The sequence below is a fragment of the Pseudomonas sp. B34(2017) genome (assembly GCF_002112915.1).
GTDB classification, from domain to species: Bacteria; Pseudomonadota; Gammaproteobacteria; order Pseudomonadales; family Pseudomonadaceae; genus Aquipseudomonas; species Aquipseudomonas pharyngis.
The window spans coordinates 423,081-437,697 of sequence record NZ_NEJA01000006.1 but is presented as its reverse complement, the minus strand read 5'-3'; the positions used below and the strand labels follow the sequence as shown (position 1 = coordinate 437,697).

Annotated in this window: 9 protein-coding genes; 4 read left to right on the top strand and 5 right to left on the bottom strand. The window is 62.5% G+C overall.

Annotated elements, in window-relative coordinates; translation table 11 throughout:
• Window positions 1-15 precede the first annotated feature (15 nt).
• Both CAF80_RS21340 and pvdM read right to left on the bottom strand, forming a co-directional pair.
• Window positions 16-1,293, bottom strand: coding sequence for an aminotransferase class V-fold PLP-dependent enzyme (locus CAF80_RS21340; protein WP_085667886.1), 1,278 nt, complete (start codon window positions 1,291-1,293; stop codon window positions 16-18).
• Complete coding sequence (pvdM, locus tag CAF80_RS21335) at window positions 1,290-2,660, bottom strand: pyoverdine-tailoring dipeptidase-like protein PvdM (protein ID WP_039770100.1); 1,371 nt, start codon at window positions 2,658-2,660, stop codon at window positions 1,290-1,292. The genes CAF80_RS21340 and pvdM overlap by 4 nt, the downstream gene beginning before the upstream one ends.
• A gap of 219 nt (window positions 2,661-2,879) precedes the next feature.
• On the opposite strand from pvdM, the gene CAF80_RS21330 reads away from it, so the two are divergent.
• On the top strand, window positions 2,880-4,505 hold the full coding sequence (locus CAF80_RS21330) for a PvdJ/PvdD/PvdP-like protein (protein ID WP_085667885.1): 1,626 nt from the start codon (window positions 2,880-2,882) through the stop codon (window positions 4,503-4,505).
• A 58-nt stretch (window positions 4,506-4,563) separates the two neighbouring features.
• Here the strand turns inward: CAF80_RS21330 and CAF80_RS21325 are convergent, their stop codons facing one another.
• Genes CAF80_RS21325 through CAF80_RS21315 form a run of 3 tightly spaced genes read right to left on the bottom strand, consistent with a single transcriptional unit; the run spans window position 4,564 to window position 9,103 of the window.
• Window positions 4,564-5,958, bottom strand: coding sequence for an efflux transporter outer membrane subunit (locus CAF80_RS21325; protein WP_085667884.1), 1,395 nt, complete (start codon window positions 5,956-5,958; stop codon window positions 4,564-4,566).
• Between the two features lie 7 nt (window positions 5,959-5,965).
• Window positions 5,966-7,939: a MacB family efflux pump subunit gene (locus tag CAF80_RS21320; RefSeq protein WP_085667883.1), complete on the bottom strand. Its 1,974-nt coding sequence runs from the start codon at window positions 7,937-7,939 to the stop codon at window positions 5,966-5,968.
• Window positions 7,940-9,103 (bottom strand): efflux RND transporter periplasmic adaptor subunit, encoded by a 1,164-nt coding sequence (locus tag CAF80_RS21315; protein ID WP_074687669.1) that lies wholly within the window; start codon window positions 9,101-9,103, stop codon window positions 7,940-7,942.
• A 321-nt stretch (window positions 9,104-9,424) separates the two neighbouring features.
• On the opposite strand from CAF80_RS21315, the gene CAF80_RS21310 reads away from it, so the two are divergent.
• The 3 genes from CAF80_RS21310 to mgtA all read left to right on the top strand — a co-directional run bounded on the left by CAF80_RS21310 (window position 9,425) and on the right by mgtA (window position 14,599).
• Window positions 9,425-9,907: a sigma-70 family RNA polymerase sigma factor gene (locus CAF80_RS21310; protein WP_039770110.1), complete on the top strand. Its 483-nt coding sequence runs from the start codon at window positions 9,425-9,427 to the stop codon at window positions 9,905-9,907.
• Window positions 9,908-10,041: 134 nt separating this feature from the next.
• Window positions 10,042-11,379 (top strand): lysine N(6)-hydroxylase/L-ornithine N(5)-oxygenase family protein, encoded by a 1,338-nt coding sequence (locus CAF80_RS21305; RefSeq protein ID WP_074687670.1) that lies wholly within the window; start codon window positions 10,042-10,044, stop codon window positions 11,377-11,379.
• A gap of 520 nt (window positions 11,380-11,899) precedes the next feature.
• A complete protein-coding gene (mgtA, locus tag CAF80_RS21300; RefSeq protein ID WP_085667882.1) occupies window positions 11,900-14,599 on the top strand; it encodes a magnesium-translocating P-type ATPase in 2,700 nt (899 codons plus the stop codon).
• The last annotated feature ends 18 nt before the right edge of the window (window positions 14,600-14,617 follow it).

Here is a 14,617-nt window from a genome sequence, read left to right as displayed (position 1 = left end):
ACCGGGGCGCAGGGCTCAGGCGCGCAGCGTCTTGCCCAACACATCGAGGAAACGGTCCACTTCGGCTTCAGTGTTGAGCAGACCGGGCGCGGTACGGATCACCGGGCCGACGTCGCGGCTGACGGCATCGCAGACCACACGGTTTTTCATCAGGCGGGCGGCGATGTCATCGCTGTCACGGCCCTTGACCCGGAAGAAGCTGAAACCGGCGGAGAACTTCGGCTCGACCGGGGTCACCAGCTCGACGCCCGGTTGCTCCTGCAAACGCTGTTTCAAATAGCTGTTGAGCTGGTGGATGCGGGCTTGCACGTCGGCCTTGCCCAGTTGCAGGTGCAGCTTGAACGCTTCGTCCACCGCCCAGCGATGCTCGAAGGCGTGATAGCCGCCGGGCGTCATGGTCTTGGCGAAGGTCGTGGCTTCGGAGAAGGTCGGCACGCTGGGGCTGACGTATTTCACCTCGTCGCTGCGACTGCAGACGATGCCGGTGCCGCGCGGGCCGAACATCCATTTGTGCGTGCCGGCGATGAAGAAGTCGCAGTTCATCTGCGGGAAGCTCAGGTCTTCGACACCGAAGCCGTGCACGCCGTCGACCATGTAAATGATCCGGTCCTTGTCGTCGCGGTTTCGGTTGTGTTCGTCGACGAGGCGGGCAATGTCGGCGATCGGCAGTTTCACGCCGCTGCCCGAATGCACCCAGGTCATGCCGAGGACGCGGGTTTCGGGGCGGATGTTGCGGTTGATGGTGTCGAGCACCTGATCCATCGAAACGTTGTGCGGGTTCTCGAACAGCGTGAGCTTGCGCACCCGGGTGCCGTCGCGGGCGGTGCGGAAGTCGAGGATGTTGCGGGTGGAGTAATGCTCGTGAACCGTGGTCAGGATTTCCTGGTCCGGGCGCACGTGCACACTGCCGTAGATCATCGCCAGACCTTCGGTGGTGCTGCCGGTGAGGGCGATCTGGCTCGGCCTGGCCTGCAAGTAGTGGCCGGCCCAGACCCGCACGTTTTCTTCGCGCTGTTCGGTGACGCCCAGATCCCAGTCCATCGCCAGGCCCGGATTGCGGTCGATGTCCGCACGATGGCGGGCAATGGCTTCGCGCACCGGCCTTGGGTGCGATGTCACCAGAAAGTTGGCGAAGTGGATCGCGTCCGGGTCCTGTTCGAACAGCCCGCGCAGTTTCACCCATTTGTCCTGCGGCGAAGCGGCGGCGCGGGCCGGCTCAGCCAGGCTCACACCCAGAGGCAGAGCGGCGGCCAGTACGCCGGCCTGTTTCAGAAAAGTACGGCGGTCAGTCATGGTCGGGTCGCGTCCTGACGGGAGAGCAGTGCGGGTTTGGCGGCTTTCTGCACCTGATCCCAGACCCGCAGGAAGTTGCCGCCCCACAGCTTGGCGATGTCGGCTTCGGAGTAACCGCGCTGGATCAGTTCGGCGGTGACGTTGCGGATTTCGCCGACGTTCTCCCAACCCTTGATTCCGCCGCCGTCATTGAAGTCCGAAGAGATGCCGACGTGATCGATGCCGATCTTGCGTACGGTGTAGTCGATGGCGTCGCCGAAGTCCTTCAGGGTGGCTTTCGGTTCTTCTTCGAGAATCCCGTACAGGCCGCTGGCGTACTGGCCGAGTTTCTGTTCCGACCAGGCGGTGATGATCGGGTCGCCCGGCATCAACGCCATGGCCAGGTTCGGCAGAGGCGGCAGATCGAAACGGGCGCGCAAGGCATTGAGTTTGTCCTGGGTGCCTTGGGTCAGCGGTTTGAGGTACTGCGAGAAACCGACCACCTGCACCACGCCGCCGCTGTTCTTGATCAGTTGCAGCTCCTTGTCGCTGAGGTTGCGCGGAATGTCCACCGCCGCCCTCGGCGCCGAGTGCGAAGCCACCAGCGGTGTACGGCTCAGTTGCGCGACCTGCTCCAGGCCCTTGGTCGACATCTGCGAGACGTCGATGATCACGCCCAGGTCGTTCAGGCGGTGCACGGCCTGTTTGCCGATATCCGACAGGCCGTCGAGCGCATCCGGGGAATCATTGAAAAACGGCAGCGGGCGCGAGGAGTCTGCCCAGCTGTTGTTGCCGATGTAGCTGAAGCCGAACATGCGCATGCCACGACCGGCCCACAGGTCCAGTTTGCTCAGGTCGTTGCCCAGCGGGTAGGCGTTGAGCATGCTGATGAAAATCGCAAACTTGCCTTCGCCGTGCAGGCGGCGGAAATCGTCGGGGGTGTAGGCGATGCCGACCTGATTGGGGAAGTCGCGCACCAGGCCCGAGATGATCTTGTAGCGCACTTCCTGTTGATTGCGGGCCTCTTCGACGAAACCGTCGGTAGGCCGGTGCGGGGCGTTCGGGCCGTTCCACATCTCCGGCCAGCCGAAGACCGTCAATGCGGCGCCGGACAGCCGTCCGCGGTTGGCCTTGATCAGGTCGAACTGCCCGGAGCCGTCCTTGTCGGCTTCATTGCCATGGGTGCCGAAACTCAAGGGCACGGTGATATGGCTGTCGAACGACAGGATCCGTTCCTGCAGTTCGGTGGCCTGTTTCATCACCTTGACCGGGTAGCCGGGGTTGTCCCTGAACCAGTAATCCCAGGCCAGGAAGCCTGCACCGGCGCTGATCGCCAAGGCCAGCGGCAGGCCGATGTATAGAGCCTTTTTCGAACGCGGTTTTGTCATTGCCATCTCATTCAGGTTCGCCGTCGAGGTACAGGCGCAGGGGCCTTTGCTATCTGGGAGGAACGACTGGGGAGGCAAACAATTTAGCGAGGCGGCAAAAGAACGCGCGAACGCGGTCCGGACCTTCGGAGGATCTTTTCGGGCAGGCGATAAATTTGTCGCACCAGCAAACGTTCTAGCTTGGATAAAGCCTGCTTCATGGCTGACACAGGTAGGGCAATGACGATCTCTCGACGCTGGTTCATGGCGGGCATGGCACTCACGGGCGCTGCGCTGCCTGCCGCTTTTTATGCACATCGTGAGCTGACCCGCGAGGAGGAGCCGGTCACGCCGGGCGAGGCCACGGTGGATCTGGCAGACACTGCCGGCCAGCAGTTGGCCGACAACCTGCGCGGTGTTTGGGACATCCGCTTCACGGGCGCCGATGCCGGGCTCGACGGCCTGCCCCGTGAGGGCCTGGAATTGTTTCTCGATATTGCCCAGCGCGGGCGCGGCTTGCGCGGCTGTCTCGACACCGGCGCGCGGTTGCGGAGCGACGGGTTGCCCCGCTATGACGTCATTGGCGATCTGGTCTCGGGTAATGGCGCGCAGCTGTACTGGCGTCTGATGCGCACGGACCAGCCACAGACGCCGGCGGTCTACGAGCTCGATGTCAAACTGGACGAAGTCTGGGCGGCCTTCGGCAATGCCGGCAGCGGCACGTTCACCGGGCAGGTGCTGCGCCTGGATCGGCCGTTGGGTCTGCCGGAGCTCGATAACCGTTTCATCGCCGTCAAACGCCGTTTCCCCGAGGCTCGTGAGCGAACCGGTCTGAACCCGACGTTGCTGGCGTGGCTGGTGTCGCCCGAGCATCGCCTGTTTCACCAGCTCTGGCATGCCTCGCGGGACAAGTGGCACAAACTGTCCGAGAAAAAACGCGATGCGTTGCGCGGCATCGGCTGGCAACCCGGCCCGCGTTACAAGGAGCGCGATGCGCGCGGTCCGCGCAAGGATCGCAACGGCTCGGGCATCGACTTCTTCTTCATGCACCGGCACATGCTGGGCACTGCACGTTCGATGCAGGACTTGCCGTCCTGGTTGAAATTCCCCGCGCCGCAACCGGAGCTCGAGCGCGATCGTCAGGGTTTTGCCCGCTACTTCGACAACCATGACGGCGACGCCTTGCCACCCACCTGGCTGACCGAAGGCGATGACGAATACACAAAGTGGGTCAGCGACATCAAGTCGGCCGAGACCTACCACAGCAACTTCCAGGTCTGGGAATCGCAGTACACCGATCCGCGCTATCTCTCGAAGCTGACGCTCGGCCAGTTCGGCTCGGAAGTCGAGCTGGGCCTGCACGACTGGCTGCACATGCGCTGGGCGTCGGTCGCCCGTGATCCGTCCAACGATATTCCAGTGCCGATGGCTCGGGATCAGGCTGACTTCGCTGCGCGCTGGTATGCCCCGGAAAACGATTTTCTCGGCGACCCGTTTTCCTCCCATGTGAACCCGGTGTTCTGGCGATTCCATGGCTGGATCGACGACCGCATCGAAGACTGGTATCGCGCTCACGAACGCTTTCATCCTGGTGAAGTGAGCCGTCTGCAAGTCAATGGCGTCCAATGGTTTGCACCGGGGCGCTGGGTCGAGGTCGATGATCCGTGGCTCGGCCCGGACACCCATGGTTGCAGCACCGTTCCGGGCCTTCAGGTGGGGCGTTCGGTGGAGATGGACCCGGAAACCATGAAGCTGGCATTGCGCATCACGTTCGGCGATGAAGACAACATGGCCGACCTGTTCCGCAAAGTGCCGCAGCGGCCGTGGTACGCCAGGCATCTGAAGGTCAAGGGGCGACAACTCTGAAGGCAAAAAAAATCGCAGCGTCGGGCTGCGATTTTTTTTGCCTTGAACAAGGCGCTGTTCAGATGACTTGCCAACCCCCGCCCAGCGCCTTGTACAGCGCAATGCTGGCCTGCAGGCGTGACAGCCGCAGTTGCACGTTCATGTCCTGGGCGGCATACAGCGTGCGTTGAGTCTGCAACACCGTCAGCAGATCCTCGGCTCCGGCCTGATAGCGGCTCTGGGCGATATCGAACGCGGTCTGTGCCTGGCGCAGTTCCTCGCCTTGCCATTGACGCTGTTCATCGAGGCCGCGGATGCTCGTCAGGGCTTTTTCCACGTCCGCAAAGCCATTGATGATTGCGCCGCGATAGGTCTCCAGCAATTCTTCCTGGCGCGCCGTGGCCTTGTCGCGTTCGGCACGCAGGCGGCCATTGTTGAAGATCGGTGCCACCAGACCTGAGGACAGGTTGTAGAAGGTCGTGCGCAGCAGATCCGATGCGAGGTCCGCGCCGGTGCCGAGGCTGGCGGTCAGCGTGACCTTGGGCAGCATGGCGGCGCGGGCGACGGTCACATCGGCCTGGGCGGCGGCCAGTCTGGCTTCGGCGCTGGCGATGTCCGGGCGCCGTTGCAGCAGATCGCTGGGCACACCACTGGCGATGTCCGGCCATTGCAGTTGGGCGAACGCCTGTCGGGGTGTCGGCAACTCCTGCACCGGATGGCCGAGCAGGGCGGCCAGGGTGATCAGTGCCTCGCGGGCCTGTTGTTGTACCAGCGGCAGTTTGCGTTGTTGTTCGGCGACCAGGCTTTTCTGCTGGGCCAGTTCCAGCGCGGTGGCGCTGCCGGCGTCGTGGCGGGTCTGCACCAGATGCAGAACGCTTTGCGCATTGGTCAGATTGAGTTCGGCGATCCGCGCCTGTTCGCGCAGCGCCAGGGCCTGGGTGTAGCTGTTGGCGACGGCACTTTGCAGGGTCAGTTCCACTGTTGAACGGTCGAATTCGCTGGCCTGCACGCCGAACACCGCGCTGTCCCGGGCGGCGCGTTTGCCGCCCCAGAAATCGATTTCGTAACTGGCGCTCAACTCGGCGTCGTAGTAATCCAGCGAGCGGTTGTCGGGGTTCACGTCGAGCTGGCTGTAGCCTTTGCCGTGCAAGAGTTTCTGGCGATTGGCATTCAGCCCGGCCTTGACTTCGGGCAGCAGCGGCGCGCCGGCGATGGTCGCGCTGGCCTGCGCCTGCCTCACCCGGGCGACTGCGGCGGCCAGGTCATGGCTGCCCAGCCGGGCCTGTTCGATCAGATGATCGAGTTCCGTGCTGCCGAAATGCGTCCACCATTGTCGATCGCTTTGGCTGGCGCCGGGATGTTCGGGCGATTGCCAGGCGGGCGGTGGTTGCAGGCCGCTGTCGGGGCGTGGCGCGCGGCTGTCGCACGCCGCCAGCAAAACGCTGGCGGCGAGAAGTGTCAGGTGGGCTTTCATAGGTCGATCATTCACTGGTGAGGGCCTTGACCGGATCGAGCCGGGCGGCCTTGCGGGCAGGCATGAAGCCGAAGATGACGCCGGTGGCCAGCGCGCAACCGAAGGCGCCGAACACCGCAATCCACTGGAACGCCATGGCGACGCCGCTGAGTTGCAGCGCACCGCCGACCAGCATCGCCAGGCTGATCCCGGCAACGCCGCCGACCACCGAGAGCATCACTGCCTCGGTCAGAAACTGGCGCAGGATGTCGCGCTGACGGGCGCCGGTGGCCATGCGGATGCCGATTTCCCGGGTGCGCTCGCGCACGGTCATGAGCATGATGTTCATCACGCCGATCCCGCCCACCAGCAAGGAAATGGCGGCGATCGCGCCGAGCATCAGCGACAGCGTGCCCTGGGTTCGTGCCTCGGCCTGAATCATGGCGGCGTTGTTGGTCAGCTCGAAATCCTTTTTGCCGTTGTGCCGGCGCAGCATCGATTGCTCGATGGCCTGCTCCGCCTCCTTGACCTTGCGGGCGTCCCGCGCGGCGATGACCACATATTCGGGGTTGCGGCTGCCGAACAGGCGCATGCTGGCGGCGGAGTAGGGCACGGCGATCCGGTTGTCACTGTCCGAGTCGCCGGAGCTGGAGCCTTTCTCAGCGAGGACTCCGAGCACCTGGAACGGTACGTTTTCGATCAGGATGTATTGACCGACAGGATCGGCGACATCCTTGAGCAGTTTGTCGCGAACCTTGGTGCCGATCACCGCCACGGCAGCGGCGCTGTCTTCGTCGGCTTGCGTGAAGTAGCTGCCCTGAACCACCGGCCAATTGAAAATGGTCGGGAAATTGGTGTCATTGCCGCCCACATAGCTGGTGTGGTCGGCATTGCCGAAGCGCACGCCGGCGGTCGAGCCGTTGACCGGCATGATGCGTTCCACCTGGGGCAGGACGGCCAGTTCGGCGACGTCATCGAGGGTGATGATGCCCGGTGGCGTGCGCGGGTTGGGGGCAGCGCCGCTGAGATAAATGATGTTGGAGCCGAAGGCGCCCATTTGCGCCATCACCTGGCGCTTGCTGCCTTCGCCCACCGCCAGCATCACCACCACAGACGCGACGCCGATGACGATGCCCAGCAGGGTCAGCGCGGTGCGGAAGCGGTTGACCCACATCACTCGCCACGCCGCTTGCACGGCGTCCACCAATTCGCCTTTCCAGGCGCCGGTCTGGGTGCTGCCGGTGTTCAGACGCTCGCGCAGATCCACGGCCTGCAATGCGCCGGAACCGACGGCGGGCAAGGGGGGCGATGACGGATCGGCGGTGTCGCTGATGATCAGGCCGTCGCGGATTTCGATGATGCGCTTGGCACGTTGCGCGACCTCGCGGTCGTGGGTGATGAGAATCACCACATGGCCCTGATCTGCCAGTTCATCGAGCAGGGTCATGACCTCGGCACCGCTGTGGCTGTCGAGCGCACCGGTGGGTTCGTCGGCGAGAATGATATGACCGCCATTCATCAGCGCACGGGCAATCGACACCCGCTGCTGCTGCCCGCCGGAGAGTTGGTGCGGGCGATTGGCAGTGCGGCCGGCAAGGCCCAGGCGAGTCAGCAACGCGTGGGCCCGGGCTTGGCGTTCGGCGGCCGGTGTGCCTGCGTAGATGGCCGGCATTTCGACGTTTTCCTGGGCCGAGCCGGACGGAATCAGGTGATAGCCCTGGAACACGAAGCCGAACGCCTCGCGTCGCAACCAGGCCAGAGCGTCGGTGTCCAGCCGCGCGACCTCTTCACCGGCAAACCGGTACTCGCCGCTGGTCGGTCGGTCGAGGCAGCCGAGGATGTTCATCAGTGTCGACTTGCCGGAACCGGAGGCGCCGACGATCGCCACGAATTCGCCGGCATGAATCGACAGATCAATGCCGCGCAGCACTTCCACCCGCGGACTGTCGCTACCGCCATAGGCTTTGCGGATCTGCCGCAGGTCAATCAGGGGCGTTTGCATTCAGCCTCCGTTGCCGGTGGCCGGGCTGCTCAGGACATGATCGCCTTCGACAAGCCCTTCAAGAATCTGCGTGCGCAAGCGGTCGCGGATGCCGGTGCGCACTTCCCGGGACTGAATGTCGCCATTGGCGGCGACCACCTGCGCCAGTTGCCAGTCCGCGCGAGCGCTGCGTTGCAGGGCGGCGGTGGGCACGGTCAGGGTGTTTTGTGCCTGTTGCGAAACGAAGAACACCTGGGCGGTCATGTCGGTCATCAGGGTGTTATCGGCGTTATCGACATCCAGCAATACCGTGTAAAGCACCACCCGTTCGCTGCCACTGCGACCGCTGGTGGGGCTGGCGCCCTGGCTCTGTTCCAGCGGACGCGGCGGCACCGGCAGGATCTGCCGTACGGTGCTGCTCCAGCGCCGGCTGCCACCGCTGAGGGTGGTGAAGTATGCGGTCATGCCCGGTTTGACGTGACCGATGTCGGCTTCGGAGACCTCGGCCCACACGGTCATCGGGGAGAGCCGCGCGATCCGCAGAATCAGCGGGGTCTGCTGTTGCGCGTTGAGTGTCTGGCCTTCCCGGGCGCCTACCGCCACCACCGTGCCGGACATCGGCGCATAGATGCGTGTGTAACCGAGCTCGGCTTCGTCGCTGCGCAAACTGGCCTGCGCCTGGCGGATCTGCGCCTGGAACATGTCGATGCGGGCCTGCGTGGCGCGTACTTCGGCCCGTGCGGTCTGGACGTCTTCCTCGCGGGTGGCGCCGCCAGCGGCGAGTTTTTGCTGGCGCTGGTACTTTTGCTGCGCCAGCTCATGCTGGGCTCGTTGCTCCTGCAACTGCGCCTTGAGGTTCTCGATGGAGAACCGGCCTGCGTCGAGCTTGGCCTTTTGCGTGGACGGGTCGATTTCCACCAGCAACTGGCCTTCCTTGACCGCATCGCCGGCCTCGACATGAATTTTCTGGATCTGCCCTGACGCCTGGGCGCCCACATCCACATAACGCCTTGGTTGCAGGGTGCCGAGTGCGGTCACGCTGTTTTCGATATCGCCGCGTGTCACTTGAACAGTGGCGAGGGTCTCACGGCCCGGCGGCAATACCTGCCACGCGGCAACGGCGATGACAGGGATCAGGCAGAGGGCAACGAACAGGGCGCGTCGGGCGGGGCGGGGACGTTTCATGCAGGGTTCCGGCCAGTGGAATTCGGCCCGTCGTTCAGCAGGTGAACAGGTTCGGTCGGTCGCTGAACGCTGTCGCAAGGCACGACAGACACGGGGAGCTGTCCTGTAAACGATGAATGCGCAAGGGAATTTAAGTGCTCACACACGAAGTTACAGGTTGCCCGGCAGGACTATTTGTCTGGTGAAGAGAATCACTACTTTAAATCTATATGAGAATTACTATAAATTACGCCCTTCAAGTTGCCACTATCATGCTACTGCCTCCAGTGCAGTCAGGATCGGGCTCAAGGACAGAAACCGCACCCCTTGCGGCCGGGAGTCATGTTGGAAAACTACTATCGCGAATTGGTGTGTTTCCTGAACGCCAAGCTCGGCAACCGCCAGGTCGCCGAAGATGTGGTGCATGACGCTTATGTACGGGTTCTGGAGCGTTCCAGCGACACGCCGATCGAGCAACCCCGGGCTTTCCTCTACCGCACCGCGCTCAATCTGGTAATCGACGACCATCGGCGCAATGCCCTGCGTCAGGTCGAATCGCTGGAAGTACTCGACAGCGAAGAGCGCTATTTCACGCCGTCCCCCCACAACACGTTCGATCACGGTCAGCGACTGGAGATGCTCCAGCGTGCCCTGGCAGAACTTTCGCCGCTGTGCCGCGAAAGTTTTCTGTTGCGCAAGATCGAAGGTCTGTCGCATCCCGAAATCGCGCAGCACCTCGGGATTTCCAAGGCTCTGGTGGAAAAGCACATCGTCAACGCCATGAAACATTGCCGCCTGCGCATCAAGCAATGGGATGTCCATTGAGCCACCGGCGTTAAATTTTTTTTCACTGTCCTCGTTCCTACTCAACAGACGATCTGCTGTCCTGCTCAAGGCCGGTCAGGTCACTCAGGCTTTTCGTCCCCGCTGGTTCGGGGTTCCTCCAGAGGACACTGGAAATGACACAGGCAATTGCATCGCCCATCGTTCACGACCTGATCGGCGTCGGTTTCGGCCCTTCGAACCTGGCGCTGGCCATCGCTCTGCAAGAGCGCGGCCCGACCCAGGGCGAGCTGGATGTGCTGTTCCTCGACAAACAACCCCACTACAGCTGGCACGGCAACACCCTGTCGACCCAGAGCGAGCTGCAGATTTCCTTCCTCAAGGATCTGGTCACCCTGCGCAATCCGACCAGCCCGTACTCGTTCGTCAACTACCTCAAGCACCACGGCCGTCTGGTGGACTTCATCAACCTCGGCACCTTCTATCCGTGCCGCATGGAGTACAACGACTACCTGCGCTGGGTGGCCGGGCAGTTCACCGAACAGAGCCGCTACGGTGAAGAAGTGCTGACCATCGAGCCGGTGCTGCACAACCATCAGGTCGAAGCCCTGCGGGTGATTTCCCGTGATACCGAAGGCCAGCAGTTTGTGCGTACTGCGCGTTCGGTGGTGGTCAGCGCCGGCGGCACGCCACGCATTCCCGAAGCGTTCAAGGCGTTGAAGGGCGACGGTCGGGTGTTCCATCACTCGCAATACCTGGCCGAGATGGCCAAGCAGCCGTGCATCAACAACCAGCCAATGAGCATTGCGATCATCGGTGGCGGCCAGAGCGCGGCGGAAGCCTTCATCGACCTGAACGATTCGTTCCCGTCGGTGCAGGTCGACATGATCCTGCGCGGCTCGGCCCTGAAACCGGCGGACGACAGCCCGTTCGTCAACGAAGTGTTCTCGCCGGAATTCACCGACCTGATCTTCCAGCAGAAGAGCAGCGAGCGTGAGCGTCTGGTCAACGAGTACCACAACACCAACTACTCGGTGGTCGACATCGACCTGATCGAGCGCATCTACGGCATCTTCTATCGTCAGAAAGTCTCCGGCGTCGCACGTCATGCGTTCCGCACTCTGACTACGGTCGAGAAAGCCACTGCCACCGAACACGGCATTGAACTGACCGTGCGCAACAATGCCACCGGCGAAGTCACCGTGCGTGCCTACGATGCAGTCGTGCTGGCCACCGGTTACGAGCGTCAGATGCACCGCAAACTGCTGGCGCCGCTGGAAGAATACCTGGGCGACTTCGAGGTCGATCGCAATTACCGGTTGATCACCGACGAGCGCTGCAAGGCCGGTCTGTACATGCAGGGCTTCTGCCAGGCCAGTCATGGTCTGAGCGATACGCTGCTGTCGATCCTGCCGATCCGCGCGGACGAGATTGCCGGCTCGCTGTATGAGCATGGCAAAAACCGCGGGCACAGCCGTTCGGTGATGGATCTGTTGCTGGCGACTGCCAGCTAAGTATCCTTTCAGCCTCCACACTGATCGTTCCCACGCAGAGCGTGGGAACGATCTCGGAGGAAGCGATCTCGGGGGCAATCCTGAACCCTTCCTGAACACCCGCCACATTCCCCGACACACTTCCTTTTGCGGGTTTACTCTCCTGAAATCGGGGCGTAAGCTTCGCGCGTTTTCATCAATAGCGGAGACCCACAGTGGGTACTTGTTCGAGTGACAGTTGTCGGCCGGTCCTTGTAACCGGCGGATTCTCGGCAAGATAACGCGCATTTCTTTGTGCCGTTGTCTCGCCGAACAGCGAGCAGCGGCATCCCGATCATGACCGGTCCCGGTCATGTCCCGACGTCCTTCTCATCGACACTGAAAAGCCTGTGAAGTCGACTTCATCGTCGTCATTGCAGCCCTATCGACACGCCTGTCTTTTCTGACCGGCGCGCCACGCCTTGCCGTGCCGGTTTTCCGGTGCCCAGGACGAGGACGTACCTGCTCGAAGGTTTCCCGGCTGACCATAGGGGCAACAGCCATGAAACTTACGCTCAAGGAATTTTTCGCAGGCTTCCTGCGGACCCGCCACATCGCCCGGCACTTCCGTCGCCTGGCCTTGCTGGAAACCCTCAGCGACACCACGGTCAGCCGTGAAGTGCCGCCCACCCTGGCCAATACACTGGTGGACGCCGCCCATTGCGACAGCGGCGTGCTGTTGTCGAACCTCGGCACCCACACCGATGGCCTCACCGATTTCGAAGTCGATGTGCTGCGTGCGCAGCACGGCCTCAACGAAGTCGAACACGAGCAACCGCTGCCGTGGTGGACCCACCTGTGGCACTGCTACAAAAACCCGTTCAACCTGCTGCTGACCCTGTTGGCGGTGATCTCGTGGCTGACCGAAGACCTCAAGGCCGCGATCGTGATTTTCTCGATGGTGGTGCTCTCGACGCTGCTGCGCTTCTGGCAGGAAAGCAAATCCAACCAGGCCGCCGACGCGCTCAAGGCGATGGTCAGCAACACCGCCACCGTGCTGCGCCGGGATGCGCCGCGTGCTGAATTGCCGATCAAGCAACTGGTGCCCGGCGATCTGATCGTGCTCTCGGCCGGCGACATGATTCCTGCCGATTGCCGGGTGCTCAGCGCCAAGGATCTGTTCGTCAGCCAGGCGGCAATGACCGGTGAATCGATGCCGGTGGAAAAATTCCCGCGTCAGGCCGATCGCGACACGCGCAATCCGCTGGAGCTCGACAACATCCTGTTCATGGGCACCAACGTGGTGTCCGGCACGGCGGTGGCGGTGATTCTCACTACCGGCAACAGCACCTATTTCGGTGCACTGGCGCAGCGGGTCGGGGCGACTGATCGCGCGGTGACTTCGTTCCAGCAAGGGGTGAACAAAGTCAGCTGGCTGCTGATCCGCTTCATGTTCGTCATGGCGCCGCTGGTGTTGTTCATCAACGGTTTCACCAAGGGCGACTGGACCGAAGCGCTGCTGTTCGCGCTGTCGATTGCCGTGGGCCTGACCCCGGAAATGCTGCCGATGATCGTCACCTCGACGCTGGCCAAGGGCGCGGTGTTCCTGTCGCGCAAGAAAGTCATCGTCAAACGCCTGGATGCGATCCAGAACTTCGGCGCCATGGACGTGCTGTGCACCGACAAGACCGGTACCCTGACCCAGGACAGGATCTTCCTGGCGCGCAATGTCGACGTCTGGGGCGAAGACTCCGATGACGTGCTGGAAATGGCTTACCTCAACAGCTACTACCAGACCGGCCTGAAAAACCTGCTCGACGTGGCGGTGCTGGAACACGTGGAAATCCACCGCGAGCTGAAGGTCGGCACGGCGTTTCGCAAGGTCGACGAGATCCCGTTCGATTTCAATCGCCGGCGGATGTCGGTGGTGGTGGAAGGGCGCGGCCAGCCGCATCAGCTGATCTGCAAGGGCGCGGTGGAAGAAGTATTGGCGGTGTGCAGCCGGGTTCGTCACGGTGAAGCCGACGAAGTCTTGAGCGATGAATTGCTGGCGAAAATCCGTCAGGTCACCGCAGCATTCAACGCTGAAGGCTTGCGTGTGGTCGCGGTGGCGGCACGGTCGATGCCGCAGGGGCGCGACACTTACAGCCTGAGCGACGAGCAGGAACTGACGCTGATCGGTTACGTGGCGTTTCTCGATCCGCCGAAGGAAAGCACCGCCCCGGCACTCAAGGCCCTGGCCGAACACGGCGTGGCCGTGAAAGTGCTGACCGGCGACAACGAGCTGGTGACCGCCAAGATCTGCCGCGAAGTGGGCCTGGCCCAGCAAGGCCTGTTGATGGGCAACGACATCGAGCGCATGAGCGACGCTGAACTGGCCGTGGCGGTGGAAACCACCAACGTGTTTGCCAAGCTGACGCCGTCGCACAAGGAACGCATCGTGCGCATCCTCAAGGGCAACGGTCACGTGGTCGGGTTCATGGGCGACGGTATCAACGACGCCCCGGCGCTACGCACCGCAGACATCGGGATTTCGGTGGACAGCGCGGTGGACATCGCCAAGGAAGCGGCCGACATCATCCTGCTGGAAAAGAGCCTGATGGTGCTGGAGGAGGGCGTGCTGGAAGGGCGTCGGACCTTCGCCAACATGCTCAAGTACATCAAGATGACCGCCAGTTCGAACTTCGGCAACGTGTTCTCGGTGCTGGTGGCCAGTGCGTTCATTCCGTTCCTGCCGATGCTGCCGATGCACCTGCTGGTGCAGAACCTGCTCTATGACATTTCGCAGATCGCGATCCCGTTCGACAACGTCGACGAAGAAATGCTGAAACAGCCACAACGCTGGCAGCCGGGGGATGTCGGGCGCTTCATGCTGTTCTTCGGTCCGATCAGTTCGATCTTCGACATCACAACGTTCGCCTTGATGTGGTACGTGTTCGATGCCAACACTCCGGATCACCAGACCCTGTTCCAGTCCGGCTGGTTCGTGGTGGGGCTGCTGACCCAGACGCTGATCGTGCACATGATCCGCACGCCGAAGATTCCGTTCCTGCAAAGCCGCGCGGCCATGCCGTTGCTGGTGATGACCGCAATCATCATGGCCGTGGGCATCTTCCTGCCGATGGGGCCGCTGGCGCACTACTTCAAATTGCAGGCGCTGCCGTCGATGTACTTCGTGTTCCTGCCGGTGATCCTGCTGGCGTACATGGCGCTGACTCAAGCCGTGAAAGGTTTCTACATCCGTCGGTTCGGCTGGCAGTAACAGGCAAGATTCCCCCCT